Here is a 17,195-nt window from a genome sequence, read left to right as displayed (position 1 = left end):
GTCTAATCCACAAATGGTTCGACGATATTGCGCCTGCCGAGCAGGAAGGCATCGGCGACGAGACGAAGCGGCGCCAGATCGACGTCGCGGGCACCTGTTGCGGCAAGCGTGACGAAGCGCCGGTACAGCTCCCGATATTCCTCATCGGGCGCCTCGGCAACGGTCTTGCCGTCGATCGCCATGATCCGGCCGCCGCGGGATAGCGTCATCCGGCCCTGGTCGGTTTCGACGAGGATATCCCAGCTCTGCGGCCCGGTCTGGCGGAAATCGAACTCGGCGGTAACTCGCAGGCCATCAATATCGGCCAGCGTCAGGTTCGCGGCGATCGGCGCCTGGCAATTGGCGGGGAAGGCGAGCTCGGCCGCGGTGACGAACACCGGCTTCGGCAGGATCCTGGTCAGGATCGACAGCGCATTGATGCCGGGATCGAACACTCCGAGCCCGCCGGGCTCCCAGATCCAGGCCTGCCCGGGATGCCAGACGCGGACGTCCTCTTTCCAGTTGATGTGCACGGAGGTGATCCGCCGCGCGGCGAGCCATTGCCGCGCCGGCTCGACGGCCGGTGCATGGCGCGAATGCCAGGTCGCAAACAGCGTGCGCTTCGCATCCGCCGCCATCGCGATCAAGGGATCGAGTTCGGCAACGCCGGTGCCGGGCGGCTTCTCCAGCATGACATGCTTGCCGGCGGCGAGTGCCAAGGCAGCCTGGGTGCGGCGCACCTGCGGCGGCGTGCACAGCGACACCGCATCGATCGGCGGCCCCCTCTCCAGCAATTCCTCGATGGTGGCAAAGTGCGGCAGCCCCGGCAGCGAGGCGTTGCGGCTGGCAACCGCCGCGAGCGTCGCACCCGGCACCGCGGCGATCGCGCCGACATGCTGGTCCCGCGCGATCTTGCCGAAGCCGACGATGGCGATGCGAAGTTCAGTCACGATCTCTCTCCAGTGTCCGCGGACGGCAGCGCCTCGGCCGGTACAGTCTCGGTCACTGTACCTTCATGGCGGCGCATGCCGTTGTGAATGACGTAGACCATCGCCTCCGAGGCAGTCGCGGCATCACCCGACGCGATGGCATCGACGATCTTCTGATGCCAGAGCAGCACGGTGTCGCGGTCCTCGGGTTCGACAGGTGCGCTGAGCAGGAACGAGGCGCGCAAGGCGGCCTCGATGACGTGCCCGATCGAGCGCATGAACAGATTACCGGACGCCCGCGCCACGGCGACATGAAGCGCGAGGTCGGCATCAGCAAAGCCGACGGAATCGGAAGCCTCATCCCGCATCCGCTCCATGCAGCGACGCAGCTCGACCAAGTCCTGCTCCGACCGCTGCGCCGCTGCCAGTACGGCCGCGCGCGGCTCGACCGCAAGGCGGATCTCGGCGAGGTCGTTGAGGAAGCGCTTGTCGATGCCGGCGTCCAGATGCCAGGCCAGCACGTCGGCGTCGAACATGTTCCAGGCGACGCGCTCGCGCACGACGGTGCCGACCCGCGCCTTGGTGGTGAGCAGGCCCTTGGCAACCAGCGTCTTCACGCTCTCGCGCAGCACCGGCCGCGACACGCCGAACATCGCGATCATCTCGGCATCGCCCGGAAGCCTTGTCCCCTCCGCGTAACGCCCGGCGATGATGTCGACGCCGATCGAGCGCGCCACCTCCGCGTGATTGGAGTGCGCCCGCCGCGTCGGGATGACGACGATGCGCGAGGTCATGAGACGGCTCCCGCGCGCTTCGTCACCGGCCGCCGCGCGAGCGCGACCAGCCCCTGTTGCAAGGCGATGAAGGCGAACAGCAGCACGCCGGTCGCGATCTTGGTCCACCAGCTCGACAGCGTCCCGTCGAAATTGATGTAGGTCTGGATCATGCCCTGGATCAGCACACCGAGGAAGGTGCCGATCACAGAGCCCTGCCCGCCGGTGAGCAGCGTGCCGCCGATCACGACCGCCGCAATGCTGTCGAGCTCGACGCCGACGGCGGAGAGCGAGTATCCCGCGCTGGTGTAGAAGGAGAAGACGATGCCCGCGATGCCTGCCAGCAGGCTCGACAGCATGTAAATCTTCACCGTCATCCTGCCGACGGCAACGCCCATCAGGCTCGCGGCCTGCCGGCTGCCGCCGAGCGCATAGACGTTGGCGCCGAACCGGGTAAGACGCAGCAGCAATGCGCCGCCGATCACGATCGTAAGCATGATGATCGCGACCGCGGTCAGCCGCCCGCCGCCGGGTAGCCGCAGTGCGAAGTCCGACACGGTGGAATAGACCGGCGCGGTGATCGGCACCGATTCCGTCGAGAGCAGGAAGCTGGCGCCACGGGCCAGGAACATGCCGGCGAGCGTCACGATAAAAGGCGGCAGATCGAAGACGTGGATCATCGCGCCCATCGCCGCACCAAAGGCTCCCGAAAGCGCGAGGATGGCGACGAAGGCGACCAGGGGCGGAATGCCCCAGCGCTCGATCGCCAGCGCGACGAACACAGTGGTAAAGCCGATCACCGAGCCGACCGAGAGATCGATGCCGCCGGAGATGATGACGAAGGTCATGCCGGTCGCGACAATGCCGAGGAAGGCGTTATCGGTGAGGAGATTGCCGACCACACGGGTCGAGGCGATGTTGGGGAATTGCACCGCGCAGAGCGCGAATCCCGCGACGAGCACCATGGTGGTGATGAGGACGGGCGGCAGGCCTTTCACGCTTTGGCCCTCCGCAGCCGCGCCACGACACCGGCAACACCGGACAGTTTCGGGGATTGCAGCAACAGCACGGCGATCACCGCCACTGCCTTGACCAGCAAATTGAACTCCGGCGGATATCCCGACAGCAAAATGCCGGTGTTCATGGTCTGGATAATCAGCGCGCCTAACACAGCAAGAATCAGGCTGAAGCGGCCGCCGAACAGCGAGGTGCCGCCGATCACAACGGCGAGGATCGCGTCGAGCTCGAGCCAGAGGCCGGCATTGTTGGCATCGGCGCCCATGATGTCGGCAGCCGCGATCACGCCGGCGAGCGCAGCACAGACACCGCACCAGACATAGACCGCCAAAATCATGGCGCGCGTGCCGACGCCGGCGAGTTCGCTCGCCCGCGCATTGCCGCCGGTGGCCTCGATCAGCAGTCCGAGCGCCGAGCCGCGCACCACCGCGCCGGTGAGGATCAGCATGCCCAACGCGATCGCGACTGGCACCGGCACGCCGAGAATGGCGCCGTTACCGAGCCAGACCAGATCGGGCGAGGAGAAGGTCACGATGCGACCCTCGGTGATGAGCTGCGCGATGCCGCGTCCCGCCACCATCAGGATCAACGTCGCGACGATCGGCTGCATGCCGAGCACCGCGACGAGAAATCCGTTCCACAAGCCGCAGATCAGGCCCGCGCCGAGCGCGGCTGCCAGCACCACGGCCAGACTATGGCTGTCGGCGAGGCTCGCCGCGATCGCGCCAGAGATCGCCATGATCGCGCCGACCGAGAGATCAATGCCGCGCGTCGCAATCACCAGCACCATGCCGAGCGAGAGCAGCGCCACCGGCGTGCCGCGGTTGAGCACGTCGATCAGGCTGCCGAACAGACGGCCGTCCTGGAGACGCAGGTCGAAGAATTGCGGCGACACCACACGATCGACCGCCAGGATAACGATTAACGCAAGGATCTGGGCAAGGCCGCGGCGCGGCAACAGCGCTGTCATGCCCGGCCCTCATGCGCGACACTGCCGCCATCGGCGGCGATGGCGGCGAGAATGCTGCCGACGTCGATGGCCTCGCCGGCGAGCTCCTCGACATGGGCGCGATCGCGCAGCACCATCACACGATCGGAATAGGTCACGATCTCGTCGAGCTCGGAGGAGATCACCAGCAGCGCAAGCCCGTCGTCGCAGAGCTCGCGTATCAGGCGAATGATCTCGGCGTGCGCGCCGACGTCGATGCCGCGGGTCGGCTCGTCCAGCACGAGCAGCCGCGGCGAGGTCGCAAGCCAGCGAGCCAGCAGCACCTTTTGCTGATTGCCGCCGGACAACAGGCCGACGGGACGCTCCGGATCGGGCGGGCGGATGTCGAGCATCTTGACGTAACGGTTTGCGATCTCGTCCTGCTCGCGTCGCGACAGCGGCCGATGCAGACCGCGCTTGGCCTGGAGCGCGAGCACGATGTTCTCGCGCACGGTAAGCTCGGCGACGATGCCGTCGGTCTTGCGCTCCTCCGGGCAATAGCCAAAGCCATGGCGCACGCCGTCGCGCGGCGACTGAAGCCGGACAGGCGCGCCTTCCACCCTCGCCTGCCCGCGATCGGCGCGCTCGGCGCCGAACACCAGCCGCGCCGTCTCGGTTCGGCCGGAGCCAAGCAGACCGGCGAGGCCGACGACCTCGCCGTGGCGCAGCTCGAGATTGAACGGCGCGACGTAGCCGGCCTTGCCGTAATTCTCGAAGCTCGCACAGACGTCACGCGTCTTCTGCGCGCCTGCCGATGCCCGGGTGCTGGTGGTCTCCGCAAGCTCGCGGCCGAGCATCATCCGGATCAGCTCGAGCCGCGACAGAGACGCGGTCTCGCGCTCGCCGACCAGGCGGCCGTTGCGCAAGACTGTGATGCGATCGGATATCTCGTAGACCTGGTCGAGGAAATGGCTGACGAAAACGATCCCGATACCGCGCCTGGCGAGCTGGCGCATGATGCGAAAGAGGATCTCGACCTCGTGGCGGTCGAGGCTCGCGGTCGGCTCGTCCAGGATCAGCACGCGCGCCGAGAGATCGACGGCGCGCGCGATCGCGGTGACGTGCTGCACGGCGACGGAATAACTGCCGAGCGGCGCCGATACATCGATATCGAGACCGAAATCCGCGAGCAATGTCTTCGCGCGGCGTCGCATCTCGCCTTCGCGCACGACGCCAAAGCGCATCGGCTGACGATCGAGGAACAGGTTCTGCGCCACCGAGAGGTTCGGCAGCAAGTTGACCTCCTGGTAGACGGTGGCAATGCCGGCCTGAACTGCGGCCTTGGCCGAACGCGGCGCGACCTCTTCGCCACTGATCATGACAATGCCGCCATCGCGCGGGAACACGCCGGTGATCACCTTGATCAGCGTGGATTTGCCGGCGCCATTCTCGCCGAGCAGCGCATGGATCTCGCCGGCGCGGAGCGTGAAGTCGACCTCCTGCAACGCATGCACAGCACCAAAACTTTTGCTGATCCCGCGCACTTCCAGCAGGAACGCAGCAGGATCCGAGCTGTTCTCCATCGTGACGTCACTCCCACCGGCGCCCGCTGATGATGCGGACACCCGGCCCATCCGTTCGCGCAGCAGTTTCGAAGGGGGCCGCCGGACTGCCGAAACGCGGCCGTCCGGCGACGCACTCGCCTCAGTAACCGAGGCCCTTCTTGCTGTCGTAGATCTTCTGCGGATCGTCGGTGGGCGTGTAGAGCTTCGAGTCGGTCTGGATCCATTTCGGCGGAACCGTGCCCTTGTCCTTGAAGGCAGCGATGGCATCGAGGGCGGGGCCCGCCATGTTCGGCGTCAGCTCGACCGTGGCATTGGCTTCGCCTGCGACCATCGCCTTGAAGATGTCGGGGACCGCGTCGATCGAGACGGTGAGGATGTCCTTGCCGGGCTTGAGGCCAGCTTCCTTCATCGCCTGGATGGCGCCGACCATCATATCGTCGTTGTGCGCATAGACCGCGCAGATCGACTTGCCGCCGCCTTCGGCCTTGATGAAGCTTTCCATCACTTCCTTGCCCTTGGCGCGGGTGAAGTCACCGGTCTGGCTGCGCACCACCTTCAGGTTCGCATGCTTGGCGATGGCGGTGTCAAAACCCTTCTTGCGGTTGGCGGCCACGCTGGCGCCGACGGTGCCCTGCAATTCGACGATGTTGCAGGCCTTGGCCCCGACGGTTTTCGCCAGCCAGTCGCCGGCGACCTCGCCTTCATGCACGCTGTCGGAGGTCACGGCGGTGAGATAGAGCTCCTTGCCGGAGGGATCGATGTCGCGGTCGAGCAGCACGACCGGGATCTTGGCCTCCTTGGCTTCCTTCAGCACCGAGTCCCAGCCGGTCGAGACGACAGGCGCGAGGAAGATCGCATCAACGTTCTGCGCGATGAAGGAGCGGATCGCCTTGATCTGGTTCTCCTGCTTCTGCTGCGCGTCGGCGATCTTGAGATTGACCTTGCGCTTGGTAGCCTCCTGCTTGGAGACCGACGTCTCGGCCGCGCGCCAGCCGGATTCCGATCCGATCTGCGAGAAGCCGATGGTGAGTTCGGCGGCGTTGGCCGGCAGCGCGAGCAGCAACGCGGCGGTCGCGCTGGCCGCAAAGAGGGCTTTGAAGGTCATCAGGCGTGTCTCCCAAAATGTTATCCGGGCGCGCCGATTGGTAGCATGGCACCCGCAGACCGCCCTTGGAGGCGGCGGGAGGGACTATTTCACGGAAGCTTGGTTCCGACTAGTCATATTATCTGACTATTTGCGCTGAACACGGCAGTCGGCGGGAGGGCCATCGTATGACACGCCCAGCGCGATTTTGTTCCGCGGATGCAACGGAAAGATGAAAAGAATGTGTGCGGCCCATCCTTAGAGACGCCCGCTGTTTGCGGGCTCCTCAGGATAAGGTTCATGTTGGCAGCTAAATCCTGAACCTCATGGTGAGGAGCGCCGCTTACGGCGCGTCTCGAACCAAGAGGCCCCGCCAGTGAGGCGAGGTGAAACGAAGCCGGCGCTAGATCAGCTTCCGCTGCGCCAGGTTCTTCATCAGCGCACCGATGCCAAAGGTCCAGGGCTCGCACTCGTCGCTGGTCCGCATGCGGTTGACGAGCTTGCCGAGCTGGGGCGCCGCGATCGTGACGATGTCATCGCGCTTGTGGGTGAACCCCTGCCCCGGTGCATCGCGATCCTTGACCGGCGCGAACATGGTGCCGAGGAACAGTACGAAGCCATCAGGGTATTGATGCACCTTGCCGATCGTTTGCTCGACCAGGTCGGTGGGATCGCGGCTGATCATGCTGATCGAGGAGTGGCCGTCGAGGACAAATCCGTCCGCCCCTTTCACGTTCAGGCTGATCTCCAGCTTGCGCGCGTCGTCGAGCGAAAAACTGTCGTCGAACAGACGCAGCAGCGGGCCGATCGCGCAGGAGGCGTTGTTGTCCTTGGCCTTAGACAACAGCAGCGCCGAGCGGCCCTCGAAGTCGCGCAGATTGACGTCGTTGCCGAGCGCGCCGCCGACGATCTTGCCGCGGCTGGAGACGAACAGCACCAGCTCCGGCTCCGGATTGTTCCAGGTCGATTTCGGATGCAGCCCGGCATCCATGCCGGTGCCAACCGAGGACAAGGTCGGCGCCTTGGTGAAAACCTCTGCATCGGGGCCGATGCCGACTTCGAGGTATTGGCTCCAGGCGTTCTGGTCGATCAGCACCTGCTTCAGGTGTATCGCCTGATCCGAGCCCGGCTTGAGTTTTGACAGATCATCGCCGATCAGCCGCGTCACTTCTTTGCGGATCGCTTCCGCCGAGGCCGGATTGCCTTTCGCCCGCTCCTCGATCACGCGCTCCAGCATCGAGATGGCGAAGGTGACGCCGGCCGCCTTCAGGGTCTGGAGATCGACCGGCGCGAGCAGCCACGGCTTTTTCGAATCGCGCTGATCCGGCGCCGTGTTGGCGACGATGGCATCGAGATCGCCGATGCGCTCACCCCTGGTCGCGGCAAGCGCCTTGGCCGGCTCGTCCTCTTCGCAGAGGGCGCTGATGGTCGGGAATTTCGCGGTGACGTCGAAGACACCGTCGCCGCGCACGGCGACCACGGCCGGGCCATTCGCCTGCGGCAGCCAGACGCGGCCGACAAGCGTTCCCCGCGTGCCGTCCTCGGGGAGAAGGTCCTTAACCGTCAATGTCGTCATGGGCGTGTCCTCGCTCTTTTCGGATCGGCCGCACTCGAAGAGGCCGATCACGTTGGCGAAGACCAATAAACGTCTGGGACGGGAAGTCCAGAGCGGCAGCCTGCCGCGCTTCTATGCCCCCGCCCGCGCCTTTCGGGCCGCGATCTGCTGGAGCGCCCAGCGCGCGTTCTTGCGCACGTCGGGATCGGCATCATCGGCGATGACGGCGAGGAACGCTTCGCCGTCGGGATGGGCGATCTCGCCGAGAGCCGCGGCCGCCTCCTTCCGCAAGTTCGCTTGCTCGTGATTGACGCAATTGCCGATCGGGCGCACCGCGCGCTCGATCTTCATTCGGCCAAGACTGCGGATCGCCTTCAGCCGCACCTGCCAGAATTCGTCGCCGAGCGAAGCGACCAGTTGATCGGCGGCGATCGAACCGTTGACGTTGAGACCCAGCGTCTCCGCCGCCATCTCGCGTACCATCCAGTCCGAATCCTTCAGCGCACGCGTGATCGTCTCGGCCGCCGGCTTCAGCTGCGAGAAGGCGAGCGCGCTGACGGCGGCACGGCGCACATGCGCGTCGGGATCGTTGATCAGCGCGGTCAGCGCCGGAATTGATTCCTCCAGTTTGAGGAAACCGATCACACCGATCGCCTGCACGCGCACGGCGGCGTCCGCATCCTGGAGAGCTCCCAGCGCGGGCTTCAGCGTGTCCTTGCAGCGCAGCTCCTTGAGCGCACGCAACGCGCCCATGCGGACGAAGGCGTGGGCATGCTTGACCAGCGGCAGGATGATGTCGGCGCAGGCTGGATCCTTGAACTCGGCCATGCTGTCGGCCGCAGCGACGGCGACGATCCTTTCGGGATCGACCAGCAGCTTCACCAGCGCACTGGCGGCCTCCGGCCCGTCGAACTCGCCGAGCGCCATCGCCACCTGCTGGCGCACGCCGGCATCGGGATCGGCGACCATGCTGGCGAGATGGCCGACCGCTGCGGGATCGCCGGAATGGCCGAGCGCGATGATCGCGACGCGGCGCTCGGCGGGATCTGCGGCCTGCAAACGCTCGTCGGCGTCTTCGAGATCGTCGTAGGATTCGAACGGGCTCGACATGATCACCTCAACAGATACGGAATGTTGACGGTGACGGCGCCGGTCGGGCAATCCGCCTCGCAGGGCATGCAGTACCAGCATTCGTCATAGGCCATGTAGGCCTTGCCGGTCATGTCGCTGATGCGCAGCACGTCGAGCGGGCAGACGTCGACGCACACGGTGCAGCCCTTGTCGGCGATGCATTTGGCGTCGTCAACGACCACCGGAACCGATGTCTGATAGGAAGCGAGAGGCATCGTATGTCTCCTGTTACTCGTGCGGGGGGTCAGGCTGTCGCGCGAATGCGTTGCTTGTCGTAGAGATCCTTCTCATCGTCGGCGATCGGCACGACGTAGGGCTCCACGGCACGCTTCTCGCTGGTCATCTTGTCGTTCTGCTTGGACAGCAGCGTGTGGCAGAACCAGTTCTCGTTGTCCTTCTCCGGGAAATCCGTGCGCCAATGATAGAGGCCCCAGCGACTTTCCTCGCGGTAGAGCGAGGCATGCACAGCCATGTCGGCACAGTCCATGATTGATTGCACTTCGAGGGCGCGGAGCAGCTCATGCGCGTTGCGCGCAATCATGTGCTCCTGCATGTCCTCGCGGGCCTCGGCGAGGCGGCGCATGCCGAGCTCGTATTTGCGCGTGACTTTTGGCGGCTGGAGATAGTCGTTGACCAGGCGCCGGGTCTTGTACTCGATCTGGTTCGGCGGAATGCCATCCTCGCGCTTGGTCGGCGCCATCACGCGGTCGCGCTCCCTGGCGACATCGGCCGCATCGAACTCCGCAAAGTCGTGGTTCTCGGCAAACTCCATCGCGTCGATGCCGGCAACCGCCCCGTTGGTGAAGGCGCCCAGCATGTAGTTGTGCGGCACGCTCGCCATGTCGCCCGCGGCATAAAGGCCGGGCACAGTGGTGCGCGCGTTGTCGTCGACGAACACGCCGGAGGCGCTGTGACCCGAGCAAAAACCGATCTCGGAGATGTGCATCTCGATCGACTCTTTGCGGTAGTCGATGCCGCGCCCCTGTTGGAACAGGCCGCGCGTCGGCCGCTCCACCTTGTGCAGCGTGGTTTCGATCTCCTCGATTGTGTTCGGATGCAGATGCTTGAGCTGGAGGAACACCGGACCCTTGCCCGACAGGAGTTCATTGTAGAACTCCAGCATCATCTGCCCCGACCAGTAGTCGCATTCGATGAAGCGCGATCCCTCGTTATTGGCGGTGAAGGCGCCGAAAGGACCGGCGACGTAGGCGCAGGCCGGGCCGTTATAGTCCTTGATCAGCGGATTGATCTGGTAGCATTCGAGGTTCGCGAGCGCGGCGCCGGCATGATAGGCCATCGCATAACCGTCGCCGGAATTGGCGGCGTTCTCGTAAGTGCCGAACATGTAACCGGAGGTCGGAAGACCGAGGCGACCGGCTGCGCCCATGCAGAGGATCACGGACTTGGCCTTGATCACCAGGATTTCAGCCGTGCGGGTGTTGACGCTGATCGCGCCGGCGATGCGGCCGTCGGCGGATTTGAGCAGCCGCGTCGCCATGTAGCGGTTGGAGATCAGGATGCGGGCACGGCGGAGCTGGCGATAGAGCGCCTTCTTCACGGTCTCGCCGTTCGGCATCGGCAGAACGTAGCTGCCGATATGATGCACCTTCTTGACGGCGTAATCGCCGTTCTCGTTCTTCAGGAAGCGAATGCCGAAACTGTCGAGCTCCTCGACGATCTTGTAACAGTTCTGCGCGTATTTATAGACCGCCTTTTGATCGACGATGCCGTCATTGGCGATGGTGATTTCCTTGGTGTACTGCTCGGGCGTCGCATAGCCCGGGATGACCGCGTTGTTCAGCCCGTCCATGCCCATCGAGATGGCGCCGGAACGCTTGACGTTGGCCTTTTCGAGCAGGACGACATTGGCCTTCGGGTTCTTCAGCTTCGCCTTCAGCGCCGCCATCGGGCCGGCGGTGCCGCCGCCGATCACCAGCACATCGCAGGAAACCTCCGAAAGTCCGTCCACGATCTGATCTAGTGCCATCGCTTGCTCCTGGTTCACCGGCAGGTCCGGCGCCTTTGCATCAGATTTGTTCAGTGGCTCGTCCGGCGATAGCAATTAGTTGTCGCCGGGATGCGATTTGCGCATCAGCGCTCGACGAAGGCTTTTTCGATCACGAAATGGCCGGGCCGGCTGTGATTGCCCTCGACAAACCCGCGCGCGGAAAGCATCGCGGGAAGTTCCTCCAACATCGCCGGGCTGCCGCACAGCATGACGCGGTCGGTCTCGATATCGAGACCCGACTGCCCGATATCGTCGAAGAGTTGATTCGAGGCGATCAGGTCGCTGATGCGGCCCCGATTCCTGAACGGCTCGCGGGTGACGGTCGGGTAGTAGACGAGCTTGTCGCGGATCAGCGGCCCGAAAAACTCGTGATCGCGCAGGCCTTCGACGAGGTGCTCGCCATAGGAGAGTTCGGAGACCTGGCGGCAGCCATGGGCGAGCACGATGGTCTCGTAGTTCTCGTAGACCTCGGGGTCCTTGATCAGGCTGGCGAACGGCGCAAGCCCCGTTCCGGTCGAGAGCAGCAACAGGCGCTTGCCGGGAATGAGATTGCCCGTGATCAGCGTGCCCGTCGCCTTACGGCCGACCAGGATGATGTCGCCTTCCCTGATCTTTTGGAGCCGCGAGGTCAACGGGCCGTCCTGCACCTTGATCGAGAAGAATTCGAGCGCCTCCTCGTGATTGGCGCTGGCCATGCTGTAGGCCCGCAGCAACGGCTTGCCCTCGACTTCCAGCCCGATCATCGCGAACTGGCCGTTCTGAAAGCGGAAGCCGGGATCACGCGTCGCGGTGAAGCTGAACAGGGAATCGGTCCAGTGCCTGACCGACAAAACCGTTTCCTTCTGAAATGCGCTCATTGTCTCTCCTGACCTCGATTGCGCACAAGGTTTCGGAGAGACGGGAATCGGGCAACGCCGAACTGAAATTCCCGGTCGATTAGTTTCACATTTCGCGGGCGATGATTGAAGTACAGGCGACCAAGAACAGCGCCGCGCGCCTGCGCGGGCAATTAGTTGCTATCGCGGTGGCGTCACGACGACATAGAGAGAGGTTAGAGATACGTCATGACCTTGGTGGCACCGACCGTGGCAGATTACGAAGCAAGCGCCGACCTCGCCACGCTCCGCGTTCGCACCGCTGAGGACGACGCACTGAACTTGCCCGCGGAAACACTCCGTCTCTCCTGCAAATGCGCCCACTGCACCCGCGCCCGCTTCGATGGACGCTTCCCCGAGCGGTTTCCGGGCATCGCGATCACCGAAATCGGCGATCTCGGTTATGGGCTGAACATCTCGTTTTCGGATGGGCACAACCGGGGGATTTACCCCAAGCCGTATCTGTTGAGCCTGGCGGGGCGGTAGGACGGCTTGATCGTTCCTCTTGCTCCGCTGTCATTCCCCGCGCAAGCGGGGAATCCAGTACGCCGTGGCCTATCGGTATCCCACTGACGCCTCTGGAATACTGGATCGCCCGGTCTTCGCCGGGCGATGACGGCGGAGTGAGGGGCACCGCCTCCCCACAAACGCGCTTCCGATCACCCCATCTGGCACGGACATTGCTCCTCTTTAGAACGGTTTCAACGTTCCGGAGGCAGATGATGTTGCAGGCGGCGAATGCGGTTCGGGGGGCTGGTCCCCCGGCAGTCCGGCCTGCCGGCAGTTCCTCGCTGCTGCTCACCGAAAACCAGCAATGGATCGGCGGACCGCCGCCGTTGATGGACAAGCTAAGCCAGCGCGAGCGGGAGCTGGTGCTGAGACAGGGCCGCCGAAAAGTGCTCAACCGCGGCCAGACGCTGTTCAGCCAGGGCGGCAAGCATGACGGCATCTGGCTGATCGAGAGCGGCCGTATCCGGGTGTTCTACACCTCCCCGCTCGGCCGCGAGATCACGCTGGCTTACTGGCATGTCGGCAATTTCGTCGGCGGGCCCGAAGTGTTCGAGGGCACCGTGCATCAATGGTCCGGCGTTGCATCCAGCAATTGCAGCGTGGTGCATCTGCCCGGAAAGGAGCTACGGTCCCTTGCCGTAGAGATCCCGAGCCTCGCAATCGGCCTGATCGAAGGCCTGACCTTCAAGGGCAAGTGCTATTCGGCGCTGGCCCAGATGCTGGGAACGCGCTCGATCACGCAGCGCCTTGCGCATCTGTTGCTGCATCTCGTCGATCTCTACGGCGTCGAGGACGCCGACGGCCGGGTGATCGCGGCCGCCTTCACCCACGCCGATATCGCCCACATGGTCGGTGCCACCAGGCAATGGGTCACGATCAGCCTGAAGCGCATGCAGGAGAAGGGAATCGTGCTGACCAAGCGCTCGCAGATCGTGGTCTGCCGGCCCGACGTGCTGGAAGAGATGCGGGGGCAAGGATCTGACTAGGGCCGATGCCCAGGCAAGCGGCTTTATAGTGCAGGACTGCTCAAGGAGTATGCAATCAGCTTTTCCCGGCAACTAATCGACTGCGGCGGACATTCCGGATTTGCCCTGTCGGCGCCCTCACCCAATCATGGCAACCACAGCACATCCAACCGAATGAGGATGAGAATGGTCCGCCATCTTTCCACGCACTCGATCGCCATGTCGGTGACGTCGCTGGCGCTTCTCCTCGCGCAGCCGGCCTTGGCCGAAACCGTCACGCTTGGCATCGGAACGCAGGATACCACCACCAACACGGTGACCGCCGGCGTCGTCATCCGCCAGCTGCATCTCCTCGAAAAATATCTCCCGAAAGACGGCAAATACGCCAACATCAAGTTCGAGCTGGAGTGGCAGAACTTCACCTCCGGCCCACCCGTCACCAACGCGATGATGGCGAACAAGCTCCAGATCGGCATGATGGGCGACTATCCGCTGATCGTGAACGGCTTCACCTTCGACAGCAATCCGGAGAGCAAGAGCCGGCTGATCGGCATCGCCGCCTACAGCCTGTCCGGCTCAGGCAACGGCATCGTCGTTCACAAGGATTCGCCCTACTACGATCTCGCCGATCTCAAGGGCAAGCTCGTCAGCGTGCCGTTCGGCTCCGCCGCGCACGGCATGGTGCTGAAGGCGATGCAGGACCGCGGCTACACCTCCGATTTCTTCCAGCTCGTCAGCCAGAGCCCGGAGGTCGGCTCGACCAATCTCCAGGAGAAGAAGATCGACGCGCATGCCGACTTCGTCCCCTTCGCCGAGCTGCTGCCGTTTCGCGGCTTTGCGCGAAAGATCTTTGACGGCGTCGAGACCAATCTGCCGACCTTCCACGGCATTGTGGTCCGCACCGACTTCGCGGAGAAATATCCAGAGGTCGTCGTCGCATATTTCAAGGCTCTGATCGCCGCCAACCAGTGGCTGCGCGACGATCCCAAGCTTGCTGCCGAAAAAATCCAGGAATGGACCGGCATCAACAAGGAAGTCGTCTACATCTTCCTCGGCCCCGGCGGCAACATGACCACCGATCCCACCGTCAAGCCGGCGCTGATCGATGCGGCCACCGCCGACGTCAAGGTGCTGCAGAACCTCGGTCGCATGAAGGAGTTCGATCCCAAAAAATGGGTCGACGACAGCTACATCCGCAGGGCCTATGCCGAGATGAAGCTCGACTATGACGCGCAGCTCGCCAGCACCAAAAATTACGAGATCGCCGGCGACGACGCTTTCTGCAAGAAACCGATCGCCGATCCGCGCAAGGCCGGCGAGATATGGGTCGACGATTCAGGCATTCTGCCCTTCGCGTCGGCCACCTGCACGCTCGGCGCCTATGCCGACTTCAAGGCCAAGGGCAAGAGGATCAACGTCGCCTACGTCTTCGATACCGCCCGCGGCATCAAGCTGTTCGCCGACCAGGCCTTCTTCGCAGTCGGCAATGGCGAGGTTGCGCCGTTCCTGCTGAAGAAGGACGCCGAAGCCTATGCCGCCAAGATCGGCGGCAAGGTGCTCGGCTTCGACGATGCCGTGAAGGTGGCGATCGGCGGAGGCAAGACGTGAGCAGTCCCGCCCTCCGCAGACATCCCGAGGACAGCATGCCGGCAAGTGCAACCGCGGAAACGACTTCCGTGCCCGCCACCACTCCACCCGCGGCACCGCCCTCGTTCGGCACGCTGGCGCTGCGTTGGTGCCGGCTCAACCGGGACGGGCTGCGTGCAACCGCGATCGGCATCATCTCGCTGCTGGCTTTCCTGCTGGTCTGGCACCTGCTCACGACCTATCGCGTCGTGTTCTTCGTGCGCTTCACCAACGTGCCCTCGCCGCTCGCGGTCTATGCCAGCTTTGCCAAGGCGATCCACGATCCGAAATTCCTGCTGCACGTGCTCTTGAGCTGCCGTCGCATCTTCTTCGGCTTTTCGCTCGCAGCGATCGTCGCCGTGCCGCTCGGCCTGATCATGGGCCGCTTCAAGCTTGTCCATGAGATCATCTTCCCCGTGGCGGAGGTGCTGCGGCCGATCCCGGCGATCGCCTGGGTGCCGATGGCGATCATGCTGTGGCCGACCAACGAGCAAAGCATCGTCTACATCACCTTCCTCGGCTCATTCTTCCCGATCCTGGTCAACACACTGCACGGCATGTCCCTGGTCGATCCCGTGCTGGTGCGCGCCGCGCAATGTCTCGGCGCGCGGGAGCGCTCGATCTTTCGCGATGTGTATTTTCCGGCCTCGCTCCCGCACATCTTCACCGGCCTCACCGTGGGCATGGGCGTGGCATGGGTGTCGCTGATCGCCGCCGAGATGATCTCGGGGCAATACGGCATCGGTTACTTCACCTGGGAGGCCTATTCGCTGGTCCAGTATGCCGACATCGCACTCGGCATGATCGCGATCGGCGTGCTCGGCCTCGGATCGAGCATGTTGATCCGGGGGGCCGGACAATTGGTAATGCCGTGGAGATCAAGATGAGCGAGATCGTCGTCAAAGCACCGCAAGGCCATATCGAGGTCAGGAACTTCTCCCTCAGCTACGATAGTATCGAGGGGCCGGTCGAAGCCGTCACCGACACGCAGATCCATGTGAAGCCTGGCGAGTTCGTCTCGATCGTCGGGCCCTCCGGTTGTGGAAAGTCGACGCTGCTCAACGCGGTCGCGGGGTTCCTCAAGCCGACCACGGGCATCGTTACCGTCGACGGCGAGAAGGTGAACGGCCCCAGCGCCGAGCGCGGCATGGTGTTCCAGCAATATTCGCTGTTTCCCTGGAAAACCGTGCGGGAGAATGTCGAGTTCGGCCTGAAGATGCGCGGCATGCCGCGTTCGCAGCGCGAGCGCGCCGCGCGGACGTTGCTCGGGCTTGCGGGCCTCGAAGCCTTCGAGAAGCATTATCCGGAAAAGCTTTCCGGCGGAATGAAGCAGCGTGTCGGCATTGTCCGCGCGCTCGCGACGGGACCAAAGGTGCTGCTGCTGGACGAGCCCTTCGGCGCGCTCGACGCGCAGACGCGCGTCATCATGCAGCAAATCCTCACCAACATGTGGCAGCGGCTGAAGATCTCGGTGCTGTTCGTCACCCACGATATCGACGAAGCGATCTTCCTGTCCGACCGCGTCTATTGCATGACCGCGCGTCCCGGGTCGATCAAGGCGGAGATTCCGATTCCGCTGGAGCGGCCGCGGCAGCAGTCGATGATGATGTCGTCGGAATTCCTGGCGCTACGCCGCGGGCTGATGTCGCTGATCCGCGAGGAAAGCATCAAGGCAATGGGCGGCGAGCTCAACGATATGGGCATGCAGGGGCTCAACATCGAGCTGCACGGGCATTCGCTCGCGGATGTGATTTAGCTCTTCGACACTCGCGAGCAGCCTTCCCTTCTCCCCTTGCGGGAGAAGGTGGCGCGATGTCCAGACCGGATAGATAGGTAACAAAGTAGACCGGATGGGTGGGTGACAGTTCTCTGTCGGCTGGGAGGATCAGCCGATGCCTTGGCGAGAGAGCTGCGCAATGGGCCAACGGGTTAGCTTCATCGCGGATCAGCGAAGCGGAATGTGGACGATGACGGAGCTTTGCGAACGCTACGAGATTAGCCGCAAGACCGGTTACAAATGGTTGGATCGCTATCAGCTGGAAGGGCCTGGAGGGCTTACGGATCGCTCGCACGCGGCGCGGGTGCATGGGCGAGCGACGCCGCAGCACCTCGTGGATGCGATTGTGGGGCTGCGGCTTGAGCGGCCGAGCTGGGGACCGCGCAAGATCGTAAGCAAGCTTGAGGCTCGCCAAGGGGATATCGATTGGCCGTCGGCCTCGACGGCAGGCGAGATTCTCAAACGAGCGGGAC

At 63.9% G+C, this 17,195-nt stretch carries 17 protein-coding genes; 6 read left to right on the top strand and 11 right to left on the bottom strand.

The genetic code is table 11. From position 1 onward, the window contains the following. Nucleotides 1-2: 2 nt before the first annotated feature. From ABIB00_RS21750 to ABIB00_RS21700, 11 genes are all read right to left on the bottom strand, one after another. Entirely contained in the window at nt 3-929 is a 927-nt protein-coding gene (locus ABIB00_RS21750; RefSeq protein ID WP_354105801.1) for a Gfo/Idh/MocA family protein, read from the bottom strand. Beyond that, nucleotides 926-1,702 carry a FadR/GntR family transcriptional regulator gene (locus ABIB00_RS21745; RefSeq protein WP_354105800.1) on the bottom strand — a complete coding sequence of 259 codons (777 nt, stop codon included), beginning with the start codon at nt 1,700-1,702 and terminating at the stop codon, nt 926-928. Before ABIB00_RS21745 ends, ABIB00_RS21750 begins: the two co-directional genes overlap by 4 nt. After that, nucleotides 1,699-2,679: a galactofuranose ABC transporter, permease protein YjfF gene (yjfF, locus tag ABIB00_RS21740; protein ID WP_354105799.1), complete on the bottom strand. Its 981-nt coding sequence runs from the start codon at nt 2,677-2,679 to the stop codon at nt 1,699-1,701. Before yjfF ends, ABIB00_RS21745 begins: the two co-directional genes overlap by 4 nt. Then, entirely contained in the window at nt 2,676-3,668 is a 993-nt protein-coding gene (locus ABIB00_RS21735) for an ABC transporter permease (protein WP_354105798.1), read from the bottom strand. The genes yjfF and ABIB00_RS21735 overlap by 4 nt, the downstream gene beginning before the upstream one ends. Continuing rightward, entirely contained in the window at nt 3,665-5,209 is a 1,545-nt protein-coding gene (locus tag ABIB00_RS21730) for a sugar ABC transporter ATP-binding protein (RefSeq protein WP_354105797.1), read from the bottom strand. Before ABIB00_RS21730 ends, ABIB00_RS21735 begins: the two co-directional genes overlap by 4 nt. Nucleotides 5,210-5,330: 121 nt before the next feature. Beyond that, a complete protein-coding gene (gene ytfQ, locus ABIB00_RS21725; protein WP_354105796.1) occupies nt 5,331-6,296 on the bottom strand; it encodes a galactofuranose ABC transporter, galactofuranose-binding protein YtfQ in 966 nt (321 codons plus the stop codon). Between the two features lie 382 nt (nt 6,297-6,678). Continuing rightward, nucleotides 6,679-7,851: a fumarylacetoacetate hydrolase family protein gene (locus ABIB00_RS21720; RefSeq protein WP_354105795.1), complete on the bottom strand. Its 1,173-nt coding sequence runs from the start codon at nt 7,849-7,851 to the stop codon at nt 6,679-6,681. Nucleotides 7,852-7,962: 111 nt separating this feature from the next. Continuing rightward, complete coding sequence (locus ABIB00_RS21715) at nt 7,963-8,940, bottom strand: HEAT repeat domain-containing protein (protein WP_354105794.1); 978 nt, start codon at nt 8,938-8,940, stop codon at nt 7,963-7,965. Nucleotides 8,941-8,942: 2 nt separating this feature from the next. Then, on the bottom strand, nt 8,943-9,176 hold the full coding sequence (locus ABIB00_RS21710) for a 4Fe-4S dicluster domain-containing protein (RefSeq protein ID WP_008141081.1): 234 nt from the start codon (nt 9,174-9,176) through the stop codon (nt 8,943-8,945). A 29-nt stretch (nt 9,177-9,205) separates the two neighbouring features. Beyond that, nucleotides 9,206-10,948: a fumarate reductase/succinate dehydrogenase flavoprotein subunit gene (locus ABIB00_RS21705; RefSeq protein WP_247350080.1), complete on the bottom strand. Its 1,743-nt coding sequence runs from the start codon at nt 10,946-10,948 to the stop codon at nt 9,206-9,208. Between the two features lie 104 nt (nt 10,949-11,052). Continuing rightward, nucleotides 11,053-11,826, bottom strand: a complete 774-nt coding sequence (locus ABIB00_RS21700) for a ferredoxin--NADP reductase (RefSeq protein WP_247444957.1) — start codon at nt 11,824-11,826, stop codon at nt 11,053-11,055. A 207-nt stretch (nt 11,827-12,033) separates the two neighbouring features. Here ABIB00_RS21700 and ABIB00_RS21695 point away from each other — a divergent pair, with 207 nt between their 5' ends. The 6 genes from ABIB00_RS21695 to ABIB00_RS21670 form a co-directional block, all read left to right on the top strand. Then, nucleotides 12,034-12,330: a gamma-butyrobetaine hydroxylase-like domain-containing protein gene (locus ABIB00_RS21695; protein ID WP_354105793.1), complete on the top strand. Its 297-nt coding sequence runs from the start codon at nt 12,034-12,036 to the stop codon at nt 12,328-12,330. A gap of 233 nt (nt 12,331-12,563) precedes the next feature. Further along, entirely contained in the window at nt 12,564-13,340 is a 777-nt protein-coding gene (locus tag ABIB00_RS21690; protein ID WP_354105792.1) for a Crp/Fnr family transcriptional regulator, read from the top strand. Nucleotides 13,341-13,505: 165 nt separating this feature from the next. Then, the gene (locus ABIB00_RS21685) at nt 13,506-14,927 is read left to right on the top strand and encodes an ABC transporter substrate-binding protein (RefSeq protein WP_354105791.1); all 1,422 of its coding nucleotides are present in this window, start codon (nt 13,506-13,508) and stop codon (nt 14,925-14,927) included. Further along, nucleotides 14,924-15,832 carry an ABC transporter permease gene (locus ABIB00_RS21680; protein ID WP_502917857.1) on the top strand — a complete coding sequence of 303 codons (909 nt, stop codon included), beginning with the start codon at nt 14,924-14,926 and terminating at the stop codon, nt 15,830-15,832. The genes ABIB00_RS21685 and ABIB00_RS21680 overlap by 4 nt, the downstream gene beginning before the upstream one ends. Beyond that, nucleotides 15,829-16,701 (top strand): ABC transporter ATP-binding protein, encoded by an 873-nt coding sequence (locus ABIB00_RS21675; RefSeq protein ID WP_247350070.1) that lies wholly within the window; start codon nt 15,829-15,831, stop codon nt 16,699-16,701. The genes ABIB00_RS21680 and ABIB00_RS21675 overlap by 4 nt, the downstream gene beginning before the upstream one ends. A 160-nt stretch (nt 16,702-16,861) precedes the next feature. Then, a partial coding sequence (locus ABIB00_RS21670) for a helix-turn-helix domain-containing protein (protein WP_354105790.1) occupies nt 16,862-17,195 on the top strand: 334 nt, incomplete at its 3' end.

The organism is Bradyrhizobium sp. LB14.3, from assembly GCF_040547985.1.
Lineage (GTDB): Bacteria > Pseudomonadota > Alphaproteobacteria > Rhizobiales > Xanthobacteraceae > Bradyrhizobium.
Note: the sequence above shows the minus strand (reverse complement) of the source record. Positions and strands in the feature narration are given on the sequence as shown.